Raw genomic sequence first — 21,285 nt, 5'->3', positions numbered from 1 at the left:
ACGCTGAGTCATCGCACAAGCTTCCCAAATATCTAACCGATATACGGGATTTCGTGAATAGCATGCAGGTATTGACGCGGTCAATCGAACTGTCGTCCAGGTGTAATAGTGCCCCCTCTCGATGTCGCAATTTCAGGATCAGAGGTTTCCCGCAATATCTCAACCTCCCATCCTCCGAATGACGCTATCATCGTTCGCATAGATGGCCTTATCTCCTCAGGCTCGAAATCCATCGCAGAACGCGGACGGCGGGAGACCTGTATCCCCGCGAACAGAAACATCCCTGCGCAACTACACGGGATCCTTCTGCGCTGCACCCACATTCGGCGACCAAACAGCCAGCTTCATCGAATTGTTTTCCGCAATCTGGCAGGAAAGTTCAAATCGTAACCTTCAGACCACGTTGATCTTTTGGATTAGCATGCTCGAACAGGATCGCGACCTCTGTTCGAGCTTTCAGCAGGCATGGCGCTCGATGCTCGGTTCACTCCATTCCGTTTCGCTTTTCGCAGAATCCGGACTTCCCGCCCAACATGCACTGATCCCGGAGATCACACGGCGCTTCTTTCAGCGGCTGCTTCCTTCGCCGCGCGAAGACGCCGACGCTTCCCGTCTCTTCGCATCCATTTTTGATTCTCCGCGCTCGGTTCAGCGCTTTCTGGATATGGGCGCCGAGCTTTTCACACGCCTCGCTGCGATCCTTTGGGACCCGCAAGGCCTCCATACCTTTCCGCAACTGCGCAAGGATATGCATCAGGCGCTGCGCTTGCTGGCCGCGCGCGTTTCTGCGCGTGGCACCAGCGTCGCCGTCCGTGATCGAAGCTCCAGCGAGTCCGTGGAGCACTCTCCGTTCTATGCCTTCGTATTTGCCACCGAGAAGTTCATTGAGTTTGAAGGCTCCGTGTCACCAGCCGACCGCATGGAACGCTGGCTTCAGGCCGTCTACGCCTGCCGCGGAGAACTTGCGCTTGTGCGCATCAACATGGAAGACGCCGGTGTAAGCACTGCGCTGGTCTTCGATCTCAGCGCCATGGATGCCACGCTCGATCGCATGGAAATGCTCGCCGCCACATTAGTCGAGCACACGCGCAAGCCGTCGGTCGCTGCGCGCTTGCTGCTCGACACGCTCGTTCGGGGCGTGCTTGAAGACATCCGCGTCGGCTCGCTCGTTCGTAAGAACTTCAATCTGCTGGCGCGCAAAACCGTCGAGCGCACCGGCCACGGCGGCGAACACTACATCGCCCACAGCCGCCGCGAATATTGGCACATGTGGGGCGCGGCCATCGGTGGCGGAATCCTCACCGTCTTCACCGCCGCCATCAAGCTTCGCATCATAGGCCGCCACTGGCCGCCGTTCATCGAAGCCATTCTCGTAGGAACCAATTACGCCATCAGCTTCCTGCTGCTTCAGATCTTTGGCCTCGCACTCGCCACCAAGCAGCCTTCGATGACCGCCGCAACACTGGCCGACATCATCCGTCGCAACCGCGGCGATTCCCGCCGTGATAAGATCACCAGCTTCAGCGCCTCGATCAGCCGCACGCAACTCGCAGCAGCCCTTGGCAACATTGTCGCCGTGTGCTCCGGAGCCGTGCTCGTCAATCAGATCTGGCTCGCTACCTATCACACGTCATTCGTGCCGGCTCCTCAAGCCGAGCGCGTCTACCGGTCGCTGGCGCCCCTGGCCTCTCTCACCGCAATCGACGCGGTACTCACCGGCATTCTGCTCTGGCTCGCCGGCCTCATCGGAGGATGGTGCGAAAACTTCGCCGTCTACCACCGCATTCCCGACTCGATTGCGCAGCACCCGTTAGGCCGCAGAATCGGCTACGACAGAATGCAGAAGATTGCCGACTGGTACGATCACAACATTGCAGCCTGGAGCACCAGCATCTCGCTCGGCTACCTCATGGGTTTCACTCCTGTCATCGCAGAATTCTTCGGCCTGCCTCTCGACATCCGCCACGTCACGCTGAACACCGGCATGTTCGCCTTCGCCGCCGCCCATTTCGGCGCATCGGCATTTACTCATATATGGCTCTATACCGCGATCCTCGGCGTCGCCGTCATGTTCGTGCTCAATCTCGGCGTCAGCTTCGGCATCGCATCTTTCGTCGCGCTGCGTGCCTACGATGTACCCTACGAGGAGCACGTTAGAATCCTCCGCTATGCCCTCGGACAAATCGTGCACTCACCGTTACGATTTCTTTTTCCTGTCGAACCAAAGCCGGACGCCCCCGTGCCATCAGCGGAGACGACCGCACCTATCCTCGTCGAAGAACCAGCCGAAGACACCTCCGCCGCAACCAATTCCCCCAGCTGACTCAACCCGCGCGCAACAAGGTGTATCCTCAAGAGGATTTATGCGCATCCACATCTCGCAACTCGTCGCCTTCGCCGTTCTTGGTTCCGTTGTCTCGCTTCTGCCCGCGCAGGAAGCCGCGAAACCCAAGCCTCAGGACACGGAAGTCTGGGAACCTGTGCCCAAAGTCGTAACACCGGGCGCCACCAACGAAGCGCCGCCCTCTGACGCCATCGTCCTTTTCGATGGCAAAAATCTCGACGAGTGGGTTTCAGCGCAGGATCACTCACCGGCCAAATGGACCGTCTCCGACGGCATTCTCGTCGTGAGCAAAACCGCCGGCAACATCGAAACCAAACGGTCGTTCAAGAACTACCAGCTCCACATTGAGTGGAGAATCCCCGAGAACATCACCGGCAGCGATCAGGCACGCGGCAACAGCGGCGTCTTTCTCGCTTCCACCGGTCCCGGCGATGCTGGATACGAACTGCAGGTCCTCGACTCCTACAACAACAAGACCTACGTCAACGGACAGGCCGGCAGCATCTACAAACAAAGCGCTCCGCTCGTCAATCCGAATCGCAAGCCCGGTGAATGGCAGAGCTACGACGTAGTCTGGACCGCGCCCACCTTCAACGACGATGGCACGCTGAAAACGCCAGCCTACGTCACCGTCTTCTTCAACGGCGTGCTGGTGCAGAATCACTTCCAGTTGAAGGGGCAAACACTCTACATCGGCCAGCCGTTCTACAAAAAATACGACACCGCCCCGATCAAGCTGCAGGCGCACGGCGACAAGAGCGAGCCCATCAGCTATCGCAACATCTGGATCAGAGAGCTCAACTAACGCAGCGTATCATTTGGGCGGTTGAAACCCAGCCGCCCCAAATTGACGATCAGCAGAAGAGCTTCGAAAAACAAAACGGCAATGGCGCGAGATGGCAGAAAATTTGATCCTCTCGCGAGGCTTCTTCTGCGTGATTTCACGCATCAAAACGCGAAGTTATGTTCAACCGGGGAAACTATATTCAAAGATGGCTCGATCAGTCCCGGCAGTTGGGAAAACAATCCATGTTACTCGAACTTAAGCTGGCCAGTTCCTTCCTAGACATAGCCAGCCATACCGTTGAAGCCGAACGCCGCGGGAGTCTCTGCACGGATGCGCTGAAAAGCTACCGCACGGTGATCGCAGCCCTGCCGGCCGCGCCGCTCTCATCCACGGAGAGATCGGACGTCGACCAGCAGCTCGACACCCTCAGAACGCGGCTGGAACGCTTTGGGGTCATCGTCGCATCGAGCGACGGCAGCACACGCAAGACTGGCTGACTCTTCTGCTTCGCTTCATCTCTTCAGAAACAGATCGTCGCGGATGTTCCGGCCAATCGCGGCTGCGAGATAGTCTTGCCTTTTGTTTGACCAATCCCTCGGTGGCACCTAACGTCCCTTCTCAGGAGCATCGAAACATGGCCACCCACGCGACTTTTCCTTGCTGCCGCCGCTCCATCGTCAACGGCCAGGAGGTGTTGGTCATCGAAACATCCTCCGGTCAGCAGATCACGCTGCAAAACGCCCCTGCATCCGTGCTGATTCAGGACACGAACGGAAACGTGATTCGCTTCAACGCGGCTGGAATCACCATCACATCCTCAGCCACGCTCAACATCAGTGCGTCGCAGATTCAGATCTCAGCGGGGGAAGTAACCATCAATGCGGCCATGACGCAGTTCAGCGGTGTCGTCCAGGCAGACACGGTTCTGGCCAATTCGGTGATTCAGAGCCAAGGCAACATCTGGTAGAAGCCCGAACGAGCGAATCAAACACGTCCGGTGGTTGTAGATCGAATTCAACACGAAGGATGATCCGCAAATAATCCCGGGCGCGTTACGATGTCGTCTGAACCGGGACAAATCATCAGTCAAAGCCAATCCAAACACAGGAGAACTTATGTCCGAGAGCGAGATTCTCAACAATCAGAAGAACATTCTGGAAAATCAGAAAGAAATTATCGAGAACCAGAAGACGATCAAGCACAATCAGAAGGCGCTCGAAGAGATCGTTTCCAACCAGAAGGACATTCTCAGCAGTCAGAAGGAAATTCTCGCGAATCAGAAGGAAATTCTCGCCGCAGTCAGGAAATAAGAACTTGGATCGCCACAGCATGTCGGATCTGGGCAAATTCCAAGTCTTTCCTGCTGGCCACTCGCAGCCGACCCACCGATGTGAGGGCGGTATCTTCATTATGCCGGGGCCCGTTCAGAACCGCTAACCAGGAAGGGGTTGTCCAAAAGAATCAGCCATCGAGTGGCTGATATCCTGTTGAGTGCATGGGAAGGTTGGTTTTCACCGGAAAGAGTAGTCAACTTCACATTGGTTCGGCCGGTATGCTTTCCAGGGGAAGGGAAATTGCTCGAGCTAGCGCGGGGATTTGAAGCGGCCGTCTTCCCACTCGGCATGCCCGTAAAGGGTCCCTATCTTTTTTATGTAGCACTTGGTTTTTCCGCGACCGTCGGTGAACATTATCAGACTTCGTCCGATGTTCGCCCTCGCGTCAGCACCCTCTTTCCCACCACGGAATCCACCGCGAATTACTCCGTCAGTAATTTCAGCGGCCGTTGCCGGCCGATCAAGATCCTGCAGAAACTGGACAATGGCATCAATCGCATTCTTGGTATCCAGGTACTTGCCGTTCTGACTTAGCGTCGACAATGCCTTGTCGGTATTGCCAAGATCCAACACGAGGGCATGTGCTCTCGTGCGCCTGTCTTCAGCGCCCTTACCTCCTTCGGCAGCGAGTTCGACAAGCTGCTTCAGGATGTCGGCTCGATGCTCTAGGAGTGCGTCTTTTATATTTTGCATAAGTACCAACACGAAGGATCTGCGGTTGCCAGATCCCACATAGCCTACAAGAGCTTGTCAAGACCCTCAACACCAAAAATTTCCGTAAATCATTGAAAACATGCGCTATAAACTGGCGATAAATTGGCGTGTTTTCTGTCTGGAATTGCTATCCTAAATATAAGGGACAGAAAAAAGAAGCATTTGTGGCTCAGGCCGATGACTGAAAATCTTTCCAATCGGGATTTCGGCAGCACCCCCCGCTAAGTGATTGAAAACACTAGAAACACCTTAACCGTCTTTCAAATCAATGGTTTAGCGGGGGATGATCCCCCGCTAACTCATTGAAAATAAATGAAGACCGGAAAGCCCTCGGGGAGGGGGAGGTTGGCTCTACAATCCAACTCATGAAAACCCCAGCCGAGCTTCACCAGTTTCGCCGTCTGCTCCTCGACTGGTTCGATGCCCACGCCCGCGACCTTCCCTGGCGGCGAACCGACGACCCCTACGCAATCTGGGTTTCGGAGATCATGCTCCAGCAGACGCGTGTGAATGCGGTTCTCGATCATTACGCGCGCTTCCTGTCACGCTTTCCGACCATCGCAGCGCTGGCGATGGCTGAAGAGCCGGAAGTCCTGGCCGTTTGGAGCGGCCTCGGCTACTATCGCCGCGCCCGCATGCTGCACAAAGCGGCAAAGGCCGTAGTGAATGACTTGGGCGGTAAGCTGCCCGAGACCGCCGACCTCCTGCGCAGACTTCCCGGCATCGGCGAATACACCAAGGCCGCCATCGCCAGCATCGCCTTCAGTGAGCCGATTGCCGCCGTAGACGGAAACGTCGAGCGCGTGGTCATGCGCCTGACCGGATCGGAGGCGACAAACGGCAGTCAGGACCGAGCCGTCCGCGAAACCGCCCAGGCCCTGCTCGACCAGAACCGGCCGGGCGACTTCAACCAGGCCATGATGGAACTGGGCGCGACCCTCTGCCTGCCGAAGAATCCGCTCTGCCTCGAATGCCCCGTACAGGGGCTCTGCCGGACGCGCGGCGAACACCCAACCGTAAAACGCCCCAAAATGCGCTCAAAAGCCATCTATTTCGCCTTTATCGAGCGAAAAAAACGCAAAAATAGCAGCGAAATTCTGCTCGAACAGCGCCCCCACGACGCTTCGCTGATGGCTGGAATGTGGGAACTTCCCCATCTTGACCCCACCAAAGCCGATCCGAATCGCCTCCTGCTTTCCCTGCGTCATTCCATCACCACAACCAACTATCAGGTCAGCATCCTCCGCTTCGCGCCGGAAGAAGAAGCCAGCCTTCCCGAGCACAACGCAAGAAAGTGGATCAAAGCTGATGAAGTGCAGCAGCTGCCTCTGACAGGCTTGGCGCGCAAGGCGCTCAAGCGACTCCATCTGCTGCCAGGAAACACATCGACCATCCTTCCCGTAAAAGCGCCCGCTGCAACGCGAGGGCTGCTCTTCCCGAACAATTCTGTAGCAGAATAGTTAGTTACAGAATCCAAGGAGCATCAATGACCCCCTCTCTCCGCCTGACCTGCGCCGTCGCCCTTCTCACCGCCGCCGCAGCCATATGCCACGCGCAAGTCCCCGCAATTCCCGGAGTGCCCGATGCTGCGCGCAAAGCCGCAGACAGCATCGACCCGGAGAAGATACGCGCGCACGTCCGCTTCCTCGCCAGCGATCTGCTCGAAGGCCGCGGACCGGGAACGCGAGGCGCGCAACTCGCCGCCGAATACATCGCGACGCAGTTCGCGCTCGAAGGATTGAAGCCTGCAGGCGATGACGGAACCTACTTCCAGAAGGTCCCGCTCTACGCAGTCCACACCGTTGAAGACCAGACGACAGCGTCCTTCGTGCCGCAAAACGGACAGCCTATTCCGCTCACCTACGGTGTAGACTATGTAGCCAAAGATCAGACCGGATCAGCCTCCGCCGATATCGACGCGCCTATCGTCTTCGTCGGCTACGGCATTGACGCGCCGGAATACCACTGGAACGACTATGCAGGCGTAGACGTCAAGGGCAAGGTCCTGCTGGTGATCGTGAACGAGCCTCCGTCGACCGACGACAGCTTCTTCAAGGGCAAGACGATGACCTACTACGGCCGCTGGACCTACAAGTACGAAGAGGCATCGCGCAAAGGCGCCCTGGGCGTGCTCATCATCCACCGCGAGGATCTGGCCAGCTACCCATGGCACGTAGTGCGCGACTCGCAGGCGATCGAGAAGTCCTACCTCCAAGGTGATCCGACCGCAACACTGGAGGCAGCAAGCTGGATTCAGCATGATGCGGCTCAGAAGCTGCTGACTGCGGCAGGACAAGGAACCGTCGACGCCATGATTGACGCGGCCGGAAAGCGCGGCTTCCACGCCATTGAGCTTCCAGTACGCTTCAAGGCGCACATCGCGAACAAGGTTCGCCACTACGATTCGGCCAACGTCGTCGGCGAAGTACCCGGCGAGCAGTCAGGACAAGCTGTCCTCTACTCCGCCCACTACGACCATCTCGGCATCGACCCGAACGCGAAGGGCGATAACATATACAACGGTGCCGCCGACAACGCCACGGGCTGCGGCATTCTGCTGGAGATGGCCCGTGCCTTCGCGCAGACCAAGCCGCCGCATAGCGTCTACTTCGCCTCCGTCACCGCTGAAGAGCAGGGACTGCTCGGCTCACAATGGCTCGGCATGCATCCGCCGGTTCCAGCCGCGCAGATCTCGCTCGACCTGAACTACGACATGCTCAACCCCATCGGCATCCCGACCGCGACTGAGATCAGCGGTGCCGAGCGCACCACCTTCTACCCGGAAGTGGAGAAGACAGCCAAGGCCTTCAACCTGACCATCGAGCCCGATCAATTCCCCGGCGCCGGTCATTACTACCGCTCCGACCACTTCAGCCTAGCCCGGGTGGGGATACCATCATTCTCCATCGGCCAAGGCACCACCTTCGAGGGCCATGATGCGCAGTGGGGCAAGCAACAGATGGAAGACTTCGTTGCCCACCGCTACCATCAACCGTCGGACGAATACAGGGCAGAAATGGACTTCCGAGGCGATGCCAGAATGGCGCAATTCGGGTTCATTCTTGGATGGGAAGCATCGTCGTTGCCGCAGTCAATCGGGTGGCAGCCGGGCGACGAGTTCGAAGCCGCCCGCAAGAAGGTAAATTAGCAGGAGGGGAAATGAAGCCGCAGAAATGGCATTCCGTTGTCATCGTTATGCTGCTTCTTTCTCCGCCCCTCGCGAATGCGCAGAGCGCAACGCAGCCAGCTCTGCACCACCGTGGCGACCCCAGCACGACTGACCACCCGATTGTCGTAAGGCAAGCCAGAGCCAATTCGGTCATTCCTGAGGACGCTTCCGGTGAATACATGCTTGGCCATCCCGGCGAGCTGATTCAGATCACGATGCAGTTCGGCGGGCTGAGCGGGTATGTCTCACGTCAGGGTGATGGCGAAAGCGACAGCGGCACCCCACTAACATTCTTCTTTGACCAAACCTCGCTTCTTGGCCAAGACCTGAAGTTCACCACACGTCAGATACACGGCATCTGGTACTCATTTCAGGGAACGATCGTTCGTGGCCCCGGAAGGACCCACAGTGACGATGGCTATTATCTGCTGACCGGCAATCTAATCGAGCACGATAGCGCCATGAAAACAGAATCCCGGAGAACCGTAAGTCTGAAATCCAGCCGACAACTTGGGTGATCCTTCTCTTCCTACAGGCGCGGGTGCTCAAAATCGATTCGTGTGGCGCCTGCCATTTGAGGCGTGAGCATTGACGGGTCACCTGCACTTTCCGGCGATTCCCGGTTCAGAAGGAGATCTGAATCATCCCTCTTAATCTCATTAAAATCTGTGCTTTTCGGTTTTACACGAGGGAACAGATAGATCCACGCTCCAATTGCAATCCCAGTGAAAAGACCGCCGGTAAAACCTCTCCAATAATCGAAACGCTCCATACATTTTGAGAAGTACTATCGTCTCGAAGCAGTTGCTTCCTGACCAAATAAGATATATCTAAAATAGCTTGCCAAATTCTACATTCCGATATATCTTTAGATATATCTTAGAGAATCTAAGAAAGGACTAAGAAATGTTCGGACATAGAGATGAATACGAACAACGAGAAGGCTGCGGGCCACGTTCCGGGAAGCACTTTCGCGGAGGCCGTCACGGCTTCTTCGGCGAAATGGGTGAGATGTGGGGTCGTCATGGTCGCTACGGCGGAGATCTGGGTGGACGGCTCTTTGACAACGGCGAGCTTCGCTTTGTCATCTTGCAGCTTCTTGCCGAAAAGCCAAGCTACGGCTATGAAATGATTAAAGCCATCGGCGAGCGCTTGTCTGGCGTATACGCTCCCAGCCCCGGTGTGGTCTATCCCACCCTGACCATGCTTGAGGAAGAGGGCTTTGCCACGGTCGCTGCCACGGACGGCGCAAAAAAGCTATACACCATCACCGATGCAGGCCGCGAGGAACTGAAGGCCAACAAGACACTAGTCGACACGATCTTTGCACGAATTGCACAGGTCGGTTCTGCCTTTGGCCGTGGGCGTTCTCCGCAGATCATGCGCGCGATGCACAACTTCAAACTGGCACTCAAGCTGCGCTTTGCGCAAGGCGATTTAACCAAAGAGCAGGTAAACAAAATTGCGGAGATTATCGATGCTGCCGCCAAAGGAATCGAATCTATTTGATACAGATTTGTTTGCGCCCGATCGCGGTCAGCAGGCTCTACACGAGGTTTCGGAAGGAAACGAAGGCATGAGTCTGCGAGAGCGAATTACTGAGCTTGAGTCCAGAAATCTGTACCTGCAGTCGCTGGTCGTGGAACTTCTCAATAAGAACGAGCAGTTGCGACGCAAGCACACGCCGGGCAAAACTGTCGCAGAGCTTCAGTCTCAGTAGTAGTCCGCGCAACTGAGATAATAACCGCAACCATTGCAGACCAGCTTGCAATGATGTCCGGTCAACTATGTTGAGCAGTTCGGGCAAAACACAGAATGATGTCCTGTTGCAGTAGACTGCGGCTGTTCATTTTGGTTCTGCGATTCGAGATCTGGAGCCTGCAGGTACACACCCCAAGACTACCGAAAATTTAACAAAGAAAATAGCGGCATTCGCAATGCTGAACCAACACGCACATTCGACGCTGACACGATGGATTGATATGCTCGAAGTTGCATCGAAGCGATTACGACACACACCATAGAGCACGAATTTTTTCGAGTGAAAGGAGCAATCATGGAACGTACAGCGAGTGCCGTTTGGAGAGGTGGGCTAAAAGACGGCAAGGGCGTGATCTCATCTCAGAGCGGCGTTTTGAAAGATACGCAGTATTCCTTCAGTACGCGATTTGAGAGCGGTATCGGCACTAATCCAGAAGAATTGATTGCAGCGGCCCATGCGGGCTGCTTCACCATGGCATTGAGCGCGCAACTGGGAAATGCAAATCTGACGGCCGAGTCGCTTGAGACGACGGCCAATGTCAAGTTTGAAAAGACGGATGATGGCTTCAAGATCACTGCGATTCGCTTGACTACACGAGCTAAGGTTCCAGGCGCGAGCGAATCGGCATTTGATACGGCAGCACAAAATGCCAAGAACGGTTGTCCGATTTCCCGCCTCTTCCAGGGGAACACCGACATCACGCTCGACGCCAAACTTATCTGACCGGCTGTATCTTCAGCGTGCCACGAGGACGCCGCAGCTTAGACTGCGGCGTTCTCACTTTGAGAGCGAACATAATCCCGCAGTTCGCGATTGATGTTTGTCGCCTGCTGTACGCCCTGATCCAACATTTGCCGCCATTGCCGGCCGTTTTCGTCCAACTCTATGGTGCCCAAAAGGAAACTTGTTTGGAGAATGACTTCCAAGGCATTGCTCAGATCATGCGAGAGCTGGCGCAAATGCAGCGCCTGCGCAGATGGGATCGGTTGCACTTTCGTTGGCTCGGTCATAGACAGTTCCTATTCATAGTGGCGAACAATTACTGGAACAGCATGGGCTACATGTGTCTGCGCATCGATAAGATGCGAGCGGCGGGACATGCGCAACGTTTGACACAATTTTAGCCGCAAAGTAACCTAAAAATTGCTGCTCGTCCAGCCGTTCGCGCTGGACTTCCTTCCCGTGCCGAAGTGGCGGAATTGGCAGACGCGCATGGTTCAGGTCCATGTACTCGCAAGGGTGTGGGGGTTCGAGTCCCTTCTTCGGCACCAATCGCTTTTCAACTCTTCTGCAATCATTACGTTAGTGACAGTGAAGTTTGCTGGCTAACACAATTGGCTAACAATTTCAGGTTCGCGCGATACCAGCGGTATTTGCCTATGGGGGAATACGCGAACATGGCCAATAGCAAAGTTGCTCTTCTAATGCGCGTGCGTCTGAGAGACGGCAAGCGCATCTACGCCGCACCGGTAGTCACTAAGAACGGAAAATTCAAGCCACTTAACGCCGTGATTGATGGCAAGGTTGAACATCATCCCGAGGGTGTTTACGTCCTGCGCTATCGTGAAGACGGTCGGCTCATATACAGGCAGGTCGGAAGCGATGCCGATGCTGCTGAGACTGCAAAGCTCAACCTGCAGCTCGAACTTCGCAGAAAGGCTCCAGGGGCAAAAGCAGTGACCCTCCCCGTGACCGCAGCAGTTCTCCGAGCCGCCGGTTCACCTACACCTGTGGCTTTGCCAGTTCCTGCGGACGACAAAAGAAAGAGCCGAGTTCAAGAATCGCTGACTTCGTTGCGTGACAGCTTCATAAAGAAGTTCGCCTATGGATCAGCCGACACGATATACGCCTATACTTACGTGGCCACTGAGTTCGTCACGCTTGTGACCAAACGAGACAAAAACACGCCGGTTGATCTGGATGAAAGCGATGTACTTGCTTTTGATCGTCACCTGGAGTCTAAAGGAAATTCCAAAACGACACGTGCCAGTCGTTACGGATACGTTCGGTGTTTCCTTCGGCATTGTGGTCTGAATCCCAGCCGCACTGATGACAAGGACGAGACCAGCGGAGTAGTTAGCGCCCCACAACATAAAAAGCTGAAGGCCAAGCCGAAATTGGCAGTGGAAACATTCAATGAAGCAGACCTACAGAAGCTCTATGCGGTGTCCTCGGAGCGTCACCGTATGGTATGGATGGCGTTCCGTATGCTCGGTCTGCGGGATGAGGAACTGGCCTACACCCTCTGGTCGAATATTGATTGGGAGCATCGGCTCTGGCTCGTCCGTTTTAAACCAGCGGGTAGCTTTCCGTGGAACCCGAAGTTGGGCTGGAAGTCGAAGGACAGTGAAGAGCGCGACATTCCCATTCCCGACGTGCTCTACACAGAGCTTAAGACGTGGAGAAACAAGAATCCAAAATCCCATTTGGTGTTCCCAACTTCCGGTGGGCAGACTGATATCAAATTATTAAAGGCCCTAAAGTCAGACTGGCGAAACGCAGGACTCAATTGCGGTCACTGCGTCGGATGTCTGGGTCCGAAGATTGAATGTGGCAAGGCGAAACTCAAGACGTTCCGCTCCACCTATCTAACGACGATGCTACGGTACGTTGATCTCCGGAGCGTGCAGGCTCTTGCCGGACATAGCGACATCGCAACGACTCAGCGTTACTTAGCGCCAGCATCCCAGGCTGTGCTTCAGAACGCCGCCAACGCGGCATTCGGCTCAGCGACATAAGCGAGATCGTCCGTTTGAGGCAATACAGCAATGACACTTAGGCTGAGTACCACGGTGTACGACTCAAATCCTTCGCGGTGCCTTACGCACGCCTGCGACGATTGCGGGGGGTGGATTTGAACACAGGACCCCGTTTCGGATCGCCATCAAGACGGCGACACCGCTCCCGCTGTAACCGTCTGAGCCTAATGTACTTTCATACCGGGTATCAGAAAGCGGGGATGGTGCGATATGATCCCTAATTCGAGACTCAGTTGAAGGCAGTCGATGAAGTAATAGCCCGCCGACGCTAAACACGCTCATTCCCGAATTTCTGTGGCCTTCCAGAAAAAGCCTCTGTGGTCTCGGCAGGAAATGCCACCACGAAGCAATCGTCGGAATGCGGCAGGTCGAAAGCAAGGTAATGCGCCTCACACTCCACTTCGGCAACAACCACCAAAGCTTCACCGAAGTCGGCTGTGCTTCGCCCGATGCGTGGCTCAGCGGCACAAACATCTCCCGAGAAACCCACCTTGCTCATGGCAGCCGAACCTGCTGCTTCGTCACCCCCTCAAAAGCTTCCCATGTCCGTGGAACCAGAATATGGCGGTGGACTACTTTTACTCCGGCGCTCATACACTGGCTATCGCGAGCATGAGTTCGAGTCACTAGCGGATGGCTCGGTGGATTGAAGGCGAGATCCGGTGAATATCCGGTGGCACGCAGAAGTTTATTTCGGGGAAGTGCTCTTCCCTGAACGCAGAAGCAAAAGGAGAATCGACTGAAGGTGCGAAATGCCGCAACCGAGACCGTTGCCCCGGCTGCGGCTGAGGCGGCAGGTCGAGAAAAGGCTTTTTCTTCTCGCGCTGGTTCGTATCCTCTTTTGTGGAACCTTAACGTCTACTCGACAACCTGAGTCAGCACCGTCGAAGTATTTCCGGAGAAATTCTCGGCTCCACTATATTGGGCTGCGATCGAATGTTGCCCCTTCACTTGAAAAGAAACAGTTAGGTAGCGACGCCATCTTCGAGGATAGCCACCCCTATCGGTGTCAAGCCATCGAAAAAAGTCACGGTACCGGTTGGGGTGCCAGAATTATCGGGAGGCGCGACCACCACGGCGACTAAAGTGACAGGCTGGTTAATCAGTGACGGTTCCGGTGATGAACTCAGCCGCGTTGCGGTCACCGACAGGTTCGGCACTACACCGATCTGGGAGCCTGGCGTAGGAGAGTAGCCTATTGTATAACCAAGAAGCTGACCCGCCACTACGTTCCCGGTGATCGTCTGCGTGCTTGAGCCGCCGTTCGCATCAAACGCCGCAAACCATAGGGTGACCTTGGATTGGTGGTCAACATTAATATTTTTCGGGAGGTTCTGAAGGCATTGAGCATCGGCGGCAGACGATGGTGGATTTCGAGCGATCCTCAGGATGCTCTGGCGACCGGCTCAATCACGATTGGTCACGGCGATGGGCAATGCAAGGACCGGCTGAATACTTTGTATTTTCGATTCCCAATATTAGGAGAACTGACACCAAGCACTCCGGCAGACAAACTGGTGTTGCTGATCGATCCTTGCGCCTGCGCTCCTGTAGAACCCGGTCTCTACCTGGAGAATGGGAGGGTAATGGAGGATTTCGTCGAGGATTTCTTGGCCTTCTACCCTGCGGTCAAGAATGCCTTGATTGACCGATTAAAGGCCGAGGGTGAGCGACCAGGCTGAAGGCAGCAGGCACTCTGCATTCAATTGGTCCGCATAGTTTAAATATGCGGACCAAGTTGTCATTCGGCTTCAATCAGCAACTGTGATGACCTGATGAAGTTCTGCTTTCAATTCTTTGGGGGGCGGACTTGAGGCATCAGCGGCGATGCAGATGCCTGTAGCGCATTGCCGTATTTGTAGCGATGACACTTGTATGGCTGCTGCTGCCGCATCCAGTTTGTCGAAGCGCGTCCTTATTTCTGCAATAACCTCATCAACATTCTTCATGATTGATTGCTCCCAGTCGGCGACCGACCTACTGATTTCGACTCTGTGTGCATTTGAGCAACGAAGAGCACTCCTAACAGAGGAAACTGATAGTCAGGTTCTGGGAGTCTTAGTCCCCAATCCCTTTTGTAAGGCAGCGAGTGCCGCCTCCACTGTGGCGACGCGAGTGACGGGCAGTGTTCCCGAGATCACCACCAATATGGGCATTGCCCATTCGGGAGAATGGTGGGCTAATGTTTTTCAAAGAACTCGCTCAGCTTGCACTTGCTATTTATATATGCTCATTGCGATGATTTTGACGAGCAACTCAGTGTCGGATGTCGGAGACATAAACAGTGACTGCCTCGCCTTGGTATCTTTTACCTAACATAGCAAGCCTGACGGCATTGGTGACCATTGTCGGATGGTTCGTGACGAGTTTCCTGACTAAGCGTCGCGAAGAAGCAACGCAGAAAATTGAGCGTGAGGTCAAATATCTCGAAAGACAAATCAGTGAGTTCTATGGCCCATTTTTTAATTTGATTAATCAAGTAGTAATCATGAACCATGTGCAGTTTAGCCTGCTGGAAGGTGCGGGCTCTGCGGGAAGAGTTTCGCCGCACGATCGGACCAAAATTATCGATTACTTTCAGACCAGATATTTCTTCCCATTGCACGAGCAGGTTAATCAAATCCTGAAGGACAAGCTTTATCTGGTTGATGGGAGCAGCCTTCCGGAAGTTGTTTATACATACCTGCGTTCTGTATCCCAAGAGAGGGTACAGGCGGAACTATGGAAAGAATTTGAAATAGACACCAGTTACCTTCGAGGGATCCCATATCCAAATGAGTTGTACAGCACCATCAAGGCTGGATTGGATGCCGCAATGATTCGATATGCTAGTTACAGTGAATTATTGTCATCAGCGAGCAAATCCGCTAAGAGCCGAATCGGCACCAAGAAAGAGTCGGCCAAAGCATCCGTCATGGATGATCGGGAACAGAGCCGCTAGAGCCAATTCCGCAGCCGCTCCAATTTTCACGCCGTCTGGACCAAGGACTCTGCCAACTGCGAGCTAGGCGGTTACATGCAAGACACTCTTCAGGACTGATATACCCCCGAATTTCTTCCCTGTGCGATTAGAGCGACGCGACTTGGACATCAGCGCCGTTCCCGAAAAAGTCATCCGGTAATCGATCTGTTGCGGATGTGTTTCGCACTGGTCCTCATAGCAGGACTATTCTCCAATCCACTCCGGCAGCGCTACGCAGATTCGAGTGAAGCCAATGTGCGAGCAAAAGAATTTTCAGCCAAACTTAGCTATTTTCGAGATTACTGGGCAGATTGTAAGTAGAGAGAACAAGCTCCGCGCATTCACCGTCCTTTTTGTGCCGTTGGGTCATTTGGAGTGCCGCTCTTCCCCATCAGATATTGGTCAAACCATGCGATTGTCCGCTTGATGGCATCGATCTGGTTCTCTCGCTTCTCGAAGCCGTGACCTTCATTCGGATAATAGTGGACGTCGACCACGCGGCCTTCTTTCCTAAGGATCTCGACCACCTGCTGCGCTTCTTCCTTTGGCACTCGCGGGTCGTTACCCCCCTGCAGGACAAGCAGGGGTGCCTTCTCGTTCCGAATGTAAGTGATCGGTGAATCTTCCTCATAGACTTTCCGGTTCTTGTCGGGATCGCCGAGGACCGCCTTCAGGTACTCGTTGAGCGACGGGTCAGAACTTTTCAGCATCGTCGACCAGTTGATGATGCCGTATTCCTCGACAGCCGCTCCCCAAATATCGGGAGCCTTGCCGATAGCCATCAGCGTCATGAAGCCACCGTAGGATCCGCCGGTGATGCCGACTTTTTTCGGGTCAACGTAACCCGTGGTTTTGAGAAAATCCACAGCGGCAATTTCATCCTTGAGGTCACCACCGCCCAAGTCCTGAAAATTAGCTTTCTGAAAATCGAGGCCGTAGCCGGTGGACCCGCGCGGGTTGGGGGCGATGCAGATGTATCCGCGCGAGGTCAGAGCCGCTACACGAGGACTCCAATAGTCGACCACCTGGCCGGTAGGGCCACCGTGCGGCAGCACCAGTGCCGGATTGCTCTCGTCGCGCTTGAGATTGAACGGCATCCAGAGCAAGGCGCTGATCGTTTTGCCATCGTACGTCTTGTAGTGGACGATCTGCGCTGGCGGAAGTGGTGTAGCGCTCAAGCTGGCAACCGCTGAGAACGTCAGTTGTTCTTCGTGCCGCTTTGCCAGGTCATAGACCCATAGGTCCCCCGGCTGGTTGGAGGCTTCATGGGACACGATCACGCGATCGCTCTGCGGCGCGAACTCGTTGGGATTACCGGAGAAAGAGTTCAGGCCCTGCGCTAGATCGATCTTCTCCGCCTGGTTCGACGAAGTGTCGGCGATGTAGGCATCTGTCAGCCCATCACCGTTGATAACGTAGGAGAAGCGTTTCCCATCAGGTGAAAAACTTCCTGAGGATGCTTCCCATTTCGAATCTGTGACCCATGTGCTCTTTCTGCTCGCGATATCGAGCAGAGCAACATTCATATAACCGCCTTTGGCGTCGGAGGTGAGGAGAACCGTTTGGCCGTTAGGAGCAAGCGATGATGCCAGATAACGCACCGTGCCTTGATGCGGGGTTAGATTCTCCGTTTTTCCCGTGGACACATCGATGCTGTATATATCTGCGTCGGTGAAGGGCGGGTTCACACGGTTCGCATAGATTGTCTTGTCGTCAGGGCTCCATGCCACAGCATTCCAGGAGTAGCCGGGTTGCTGTTCATTAGTCAGCTTGTGAACCTTGTGTGTGATCCAGTCAAGCAGAGCAATGTCATACTGCGAGCCCTCTTTCGGCTTATAGCCAAACGCGATGGTCTTTCCATCGTGGGACCACACTGGGCCTTCCTCGCGAATGTCGGGCGTGTTGGTCAAATTGATCACCTCGCCGCCTTCGCTCGGGATGGCATACAGGTCCCACAATTCATCGCCGCCGCGATCCTGCTGGTAGACAATCCACTTGCCGTCAGGTGACCACACCGCGCTGTATTGCCGATCGTCGGACTGGGTAAGCTGGATCGGCCATCCGCCTTTTGCATTCACCTTCCACAGGTTGGGACGCCCAGCCATGTTGCTGGTGAAGGCGATCTCCTTTCCGTCAGGCGACCAGGCCGCGCCAGACATACTCCGGGTGTAATATAGGTCGTCGATAGAAGCGGGGTGTGCCGCTGGATTCGACGGGGAGACGACTGATTTGGGATCGGTGATTTGACGGTCATCAGGACCACTGGATGCGGCCAGCGGCACACATACGCCGCAGGCAAAGACAAGCAACAGTTGTAGTGGACGACACTTTTCCATATGACCCTCCCATCGTCAGAAGGACAGACCTTCGCTTGGAAGAAAATCAGCGTCAAGCGTAGCCCTGGGTCCGGAAGCTTGATAACGGCACCAGCCTATCACGGCTTCTAGTTAATTTTGATCCGAAGGTCAGAATTGATAAGGCTTTTTGGCTGGATTGTTTGAATGCCAGATCGGCAATCGGAATAGTCTCAAGTTTCCGATTAGTCTGTGGCTCGTCCGCAAACAGCCGTTGCCTACGTGCCATGCTTGCGCGAGGCAATCTGCCACAGGTTGCCCCAGAGGTCCTTCACCATCGCCCTTCTGTCCCCGTACGGAAGGGCTGACGGAATCTCCAGGCTTTCTGCTCCCGCTTCTACTGCTCGCTGATAAGTTTCATCCACATTTTCAACGTAGACATAAAGAAAGGCCGGCACGGGCTCCCGAAGACCATCCCCGTTGCTGATCATGATCATCGAATCGCCGATACGGATCTCCGCCGGACGGTTGACCTGGAACTCGCCCTGCCCACGGAAAACCTCTTTGACAAAACGAACCAACTCGTCGGGTTTCGAAGTGATAATCCTCGGAGTCACTGTGTGCCAGCCGTCTGGTTGAAATCGGTTCATCGACGTTGTCTTTCTTGAGTCGCTAAGCTCAGCCAGTCTACATCGAACCTCAGAAACATTCATCGAAACCGATAGACCGAAAGAACCTGGATGGTCGGCCTCCGGAAATGAATGCGGCAGGACTCGCTCGTTGGGCGGCTCAGCTTCCGAGTGGCCGGTCCCCACTCAGCGTACACTGGCGAGGCGTGCGACTGCGGCGGTAGAGCAGTTTTAGAAGTTCTGCGACTCGGGACGCGCAGTCACGGCGGGCAACGAGAATCCGGGCCACGAATTCTTTCTGGGTTGGGAGCCCGGCCATATAGGCCACGTTCACGGCGACCAAGGTGAGATCGTAATAGTGCAACCGAAAAGAGATCGGGCAATCGACCCATTCAAAACGTGTAAATTTTTGCTCGTCATCTTGCTGAAGCAATGCGGCTAAGCTGTCGGCCTTGGGCGCATTATGACGGAGTCTCAGCATCGGCGGATAATTGGGCGGCACATCAGCCTCCGCAACGAACGTCCGTAGCCGCCGCTGCTCCGGAGTGCCGGTGCGCACAATATCGGTGAGTGCCAGAACCTTCTCCAGACCGACCTGGGGCAAGTTTTTGTCAACCCGGTCGAAGATGATGGCGTCCGACAGAGGTACCCCGAGTTTCTCCTCGATCCAGGTCTGGTGCTCAGCAAGGGCTCGGCGAATCAGCATTGGCCGAGCGACGAATTCAAACAGATGGGTGGTCATCGGCAGGTCATCCTCAGGGTAATCGGTTCATTGTTGATGTCGCCGCCTGGACCCAGGAGCGCAGCATTGACGAAAGTCGTCTGCTCGGACTCGTAGATCCCATAGCCAGGGTGAATGTGGCCAAAGAGGTGCAGTCTGGGCCGGACGCGATTGATGGCTTCGAGCAACTCCGGGTCGCCCTGGTGAATGTTGGAGCCGGAACCGGTATCGAGAATGCCGTATGGTGGGCCGTGGCTGATCAGGATGTCCGTGCCATCAGGAATCTTTGCGTAAAAGCGTCGGCGCTCTTCCGCCGACCTTACGCCGAACGCGGGACCAATGCCGGTTACGGGGAGTTCCCCATATCCGCAAACCCTCTATCTCGGCACCTTGGTTGATGAGGACGAGCGCATTGCTTAGGAGCGAGCGATTCAAGGGGTCGGTCTGAAGGAACGTCTCATGATTGCCGGGCACGACCACACGATGTCTGAACGAAAGCCCGCCGAGCCAATCGTTGAAATCGACGATGGCGCGGAGGCTTCGCGAAAGTATGGTGAAGTCGCCTGAACATAGCAGGAGATCCCCTAGCGGCATCACCAGTTCACGATGCAACTCATGGGTATCTGAAATCAGCACTAGTCGCAGACTAGATGCGACTTTGATGGATCGGCCCGTCTTTCGTTCTCTTCGCATACCATTCACTGTGTCTGGGTGTTGATTTTGTCGATTTACTCTTATGGCTCGGCCCCCTGCTCCATACTGCAATCTGCCGGGTAGCCCTGAAAGTTGGATAACATTGGCTGAAAATTTCTTTTCGCTCCGGATCGGTACGAGTCTTCAAGCAGGAGAGGAAGCGCCATCGAGCCCGGTCGACTTTTGACCGAGCCCTCCTTCCGCGAGATACAGGAGTTCAGTGGCCCGCCGGACATTGCGGCTGCTGGGACGCCCGTAGTGGACGACGGTCCGCAACCAGCGCACGTCGGCAAACCGTGAGCGTGTCTTCGCCATCGAGCGGGTATTGACGCAGCCGCCGCCATGTCGCGTATTCCTCCGTAACAACAAGCGGATCAATGCCAGATTGTGTTGCATGGCCGATTGCGGCGGCGCGTTCTTGTTCTGCGGCCTCGGTGCACCTACGGCTGAATTCACGCAGACGCTTCGACCTTTTGTTCACGGCCAGAATGCGGGCCGCGTTAGTGGCGTACTCGTCTGCGAAATGCAGATGGTCGAGTATGTGATCGATCATTTCTGATTCCTCCTACTGGAATCTACCCAGTAGGGATCAAAAATGGAGAACTTTCTCGAAGGTTTTTTTGGTCGGCCCCGATTACCGGTCAACCACTGATGGGGAAACCGGCTCGCACTGAACGCCGACGTGGCCGTTTCGCTTCGCAGCTTTCCTGAGTGCTCCAGTCTGATTTGGCTGGTGTAGTTACTGTGCCTCACCGACGATCTCGGCTATGACCCGATGAACCTCGCCCGCCAGTCGGTCAACTGGCAGTTTCTGCAGACCGGCGGCGAGGCAAGCGTCGATCGCCCGCCGTCGCGTCTCAGCTTGGCACACAATTACGTAGACATACATCTCCATCAGCGAGAGTCGGATCGCGTCCACTTGGGCGTCGAGTCGGCGTAGGCGAGCAGCGGCGTCTGAAAGATGAACTTGGTGGCCGCCCAGGTTTATCTCGGCGACCGGCGACGCAGTTTCTGAAATCGAGCGATCCCAGTCTGTGGAGTAGTTGTACTCGACGTTGGCAGCCATAAAGTCCTCCTCATAGAGGATTCGGATAGTCGGCTTGTCCCGGGCTGCCTC

The 21,285-nt window shown here is 55.3% G+C and carries 24 protein-coding genes and 1 tRNA gene; 15 read left to right on the top strand and 10 right to left on the bottom strand.

Annotation, left to right across the window (positions count from 1 at the left end; translation table 11 throughout):
• Positions 1 to 202 precede the first annotated feature (202 nt).
• The 5 genes from H7849_RS23915 (at position 203) to H7849_RS23895 (ending at position 4,441) form a co-directional block, all read left to right on the top strand.
• Positions 203 to 2,323 (top strand): hypothetical protein, encoded by a 2,121-nt coding sequence (locus H7849_RS23915; protein ID WP_186742979.1) that lies wholly within the window; start codon positions 203 to 205, stop codon positions 2,321 to 2,323.
• A gap of 40 nt (positions 2,324 to 2,363) precedes the next feature.
• Positions 2,364 to 3,149, top strand: coding sequence for a 3-keto-disaccharide hydrolase (locus H7849_RS23910; RefSeq protein ID WP_186742978.1), 786 nt, complete (start codon positions 2,364 to 2,366; stop codon positions 3,147 to 3,149).
• Positions 3,150 to 3,373: 224 nt separating this feature from the next.
• The gene (locus tag H7849_RS23905; protein ID WP_186742977.1) at positions 3,374 to 3,628 is read left to right on the top strand and encodes a hypothetical protein; all 255 of its coding nucleotides are present in this window, start codon (positions 3,374 to 3,376) and stop codon (positions 3,626 to 3,628) included.
• 137 nt (positions 3,629 to 3,765) lie between these two features.
• Positions 3,766 to 4,098: a hypothetical protein gene (locus H7849_RS23900; protein WP_186742976.1), complete on the top strand. Its 333-nt coding sequence runs from the start codon at positions 3,766 to 3,768 to the stop codon at positions 4,096 to 4,098.
• Positions 4,099 to 4,246: 148 nt separating this feature from the next.
• Positions 4,247 to 4,441 (top strand): hypothetical protein, encoded by a 195-nt coding sequence (locus tag H7849_RS23895; protein ID WP_186742975.1) that lies wholly within the window; start codon positions 4,247 to 4,249, stop codon positions 4,439 to 4,441.
• Positions 4,442 to 4,714: 273 nt separating this feature from the next.
• Here the strand turns inward: H7849_RS23895 and H7849_RS23890 are convergent, their stop codons facing one another.
• Positions 4,715 to 5,158: a hypothetical protein gene (locus H7849_RS23890; RefSeq protein ID WP_186742974.1), complete on the bottom strand. Its 444-nt coding sequence runs from the start codon at positions 5,156 to 5,158 to the stop codon at positions 4,715 to 4,717.
• A 386-nt stretch (positions 5,159 to 5,544) separates the two neighbouring features.
• Between H7849_RS23890 and H7849_RS23885 the strand changes: the two genes are divergently transcribed.
• The 6 genes from H7849_RS23885 (at position 5,545) to H7849_RS23860 (ending at position 10,833) form a co-directional block, all read left to right on the top strand.
• A complete protein-coding gene (locus tag H7849_RS23885; RefSeq protein ID WP_186742973.1) occupies positions 5,545 to 6,639 on the top strand; it encodes an A/G-specific adenine glycosylase in 1,095 nt (364 codons plus the stop codon).
• Positions 6,640 to 6,665: 26 nt separating this feature from the next.
• The gene (locus H7849_RS23880; RefSeq protein WP_186742972.1) at positions 6,666 to 8,327 is read left to right on the top strand and encodes a M28 family peptidase; all 1,662 of its coding nucleotides are present in this window, start codon (positions 6,666 to 6,668) and stop codon (positions 8,325 to 8,327) included.
• Between the two features lie 11 nt (positions 8,328 to 8,338).
• Complete coding sequence (locus tag H7849_RS23875; protein WP_186742971.1) at positions 8,339 to 8,866, top strand: hypothetical protein; 528 nt, start codon at positions 8,339 to 8,341, stop codon at positions 8,864 to 8,866.
• 388 nt (positions 8,867 to 9,254) lie between these two features.
• The gene (locus tag H7849_RS23870; protein ID WP_186742970.1) at positions 9,255 to 9,857 is read left to right on the top strand and encodes a PadR family transcriptional regulator; all 603 of its coding nucleotides are present in this window, start codon (positions 9,255 to 9,257) and stop codon (positions 9,855 to 9,857) included.
• The gene (locus H7849_RS23865) at positions 9,826 to 10,068 is read left to right on the top strand and encodes a hypothetical protein (RefSeq protein ID WP_186742969.1); all 243 of its coding nucleotides are present in this window, start codon (positions 9,826 to 9,828) and stop codon (positions 10,066 to 10,068) included. The genes H7849_RS23870 and H7849_RS23865 overlap by 32 nt, the downstream gene beginning before the upstream one ends.
• A 336-nt stretch (positions 10,069 to 10,404) precedes the next feature.
• Positions 10,405 to 10,833 (top strand): OsmC family protein, encoded by a 429-nt coding sequence (locus tag H7849_RS23860; protein ID WP_186742968.1) that lies wholly within the window; start codon positions 10,405 to 10,407, stop codon positions 10,831 to 10,833.
• Between the two features lie 38 nt (positions 10,834 to 10,871).
• Here the strand turns inward: H7849_RS23860 and H7849_RS23855 are convergent, their stop codons facing one another.
• Positions 10,872 to 11,120: a hypothetical protein gene (locus H7849_RS23855; RefSeq protein WP_186742967.1), complete on the bottom strand. Its 249-nt coding sequence runs from the start codon at positions 11,118 to 11,120 to the stop codon at positions 10,872 to 10,874.
• Positions 11,121 to 11,294: 174 nt separating this feature from the next.
• Here H7849_RS23855 and H7849_RS23850 point away from each other — a divergent pair.
• Both H7849_RS23850 and H7849_RS23845 read left to right on the top strand, forming a co-directional pair.
• Positions 11,295 to 11,381 (top strand) — tRNA-Leu (locus tag H7849_RS23850).
• A 126-nt stretch (positions 11,382 to 11,507) separates the two neighbouring features.
• Positions 11,508 to 12,848 carry a tyrosine-type recombinase/integrase gene (locus tag H7849_RS23845; RefSeq protein WP_186742966.1) on the top strand — a complete coding sequence of 447 codons (1,341 nt, stop codon included), beginning with the start codon at positions 11,508 to 11,510 and terminating at the stop codon, positions 12,846 to 12,848.
• Positions 12,849 to 13,137: 289 nt separating this feature from the next.
• On the opposite strand, the gene H7849_RS23840 is transcribed toward H7849_RS23845, so the two are convergent.
• Positions 13,138 to 13,368: a hypothetical protein gene (locus H7849_RS23840; RefSeq protein ID WP_186742965.1), complete on the bottom strand. Its 231-nt coding sequence runs from the start codon at positions 13,366 to 13,368 to the stop codon at positions 13,138 to 13,140.
• Between the two features lie 805 nt (positions 13,369 to 14,173).
• Here H7849_RS23840 and H7849_RS23830 point away from each other — a divergent pair.
• Positions 14,174 to 14,551: a hypothetical protein gene (locus H7849_RS23830; RefSeq protein ID WP_186742963.1), complete on the top strand. Its 378-nt coding sequence runs from the start codon at positions 14,174 to 14,176 to the stop codon at positions 14,549 to 14,551.
• A gap of 69 nt (positions 14,552 to 14,620) precedes the next feature.
• Here the strand turns inward: H7849_RS23830 and H7849_RS23825 are convergent, their stop codons facing one another.
• A complete protein-coding gene (locus tag H7849_RS23825; protein WP_186742962.1) occupies positions 14,621 to 14,818 on the bottom strand; it encodes a hypothetical protein in 198 nt (65 codons plus the stop codon).
• Positions 14,819 to 15,153: 335 nt separating this feature from the next.
• Between H7849_RS23825 and H7849_RS23820 the strand changes: the two genes are divergently transcribed.
• Entirely contained in the window at positions 15,154 to 15,810 is a 657-nt protein-coding gene (locus tag H7849_RS23820) for a hypothetical protein (RefSeq protein ID WP_186742961.1), read from the top strand.
• A 362-nt stretch (positions 15,811 to 16,172) separates the two neighbouring features.
• Here the strand turns inward: H7849_RS23820 and H7849_RS23815 are convergent, their stop codons facing one another.
• The 6 genes from H7849_RS23815 to H7849_RS23790 form a co-directional block, all read right to left on the bottom strand.
• A complete protein-coding gene (locus tag H7849_RS23815; protein ID WP_186742960.1) occupies positions 16,173 to 18,167 on the bottom strand; it encodes a S9 family peptidase in 1,995 nt (664 codons plus the stop codon).
• A 236-nt stretch (positions 18,168 to 18,403) separates the two neighbouring features.
• A complete protein-coding gene (locus H7849_RS23810; RefSeq protein ID WP_186742959.1) occupies positions 18,404 to 18,775 on the bottom strand; it encodes a VOC family protein in 372 nt (123 codons plus the stop codon).
• Positions 18,776 to 18,914: 139 nt separating this feature from the next.
• On the bottom strand, positions 18,915 to 19,496 hold the full coding sequence (locus H7849_RS23805; protein ID WP_186742958.1) for a hypothetical protein: 582 nt from the start codon (positions 19,494 to 19,496) through the stop codon (positions 18,915 to 18,917).
• Positions 19,493 to 19,711 (bottom strand): metallophosphoesterase family protein, encoded by a 219-nt coding sequence (locus H7849_RS27675; protein WP_432756557.1) that lies wholly within the window; start codon positions 19,709 to 19,711, stop codon positions 19,493 to 19,495. Before H7849_RS27675 ends, H7849_RS23805 begins: the two co-directional genes overlap by 4 nt.
• 674 nt (positions 19,712 to 20,385) lie before the next feature.
• The gene (locus H7849_RS23795; RefSeq protein ID WP_186742956.1) at positions 20,386 to 20,721 is read right to left on the bottom strand and encodes a hypothetical protein; all 336 of its coding nucleotides are present in this window, start codon (positions 20,719 to 20,721) and stop codon (positions 20,386 to 20,388) included.
• 186 nt (positions 20,722 to 20,907) lie between these two features.
• On the bottom strand, positions 20,908 to 21,234 hold the full coding sequence (locus H7849_RS23790; protein ID WP_186742955.1) for a hypothetical protein: 327 nt from the start codon (positions 21,232 to 21,234) through the stop codon (positions 20,908 to 20,910).
• Between the last annotated feature and the right edge of the window lie 51 nt (positions 21,235 to 21,285).

Origin of the sequence: Alloacidobacterium dinghuense, from assembly GCF_014274465.1 — a bacterium.
GTDB classification, from domain to species: Bacteria; Acidobacteriota; Terriglobia; order Terriglobales; family Acidobacteriaceae; genus Alloacidobacterium; species Alloacidobacterium dinghuense.
Note: the sequence above shows the minus strand (reverse complement) of the source record. Positions and strands in the feature narration are given on the sequence as shown.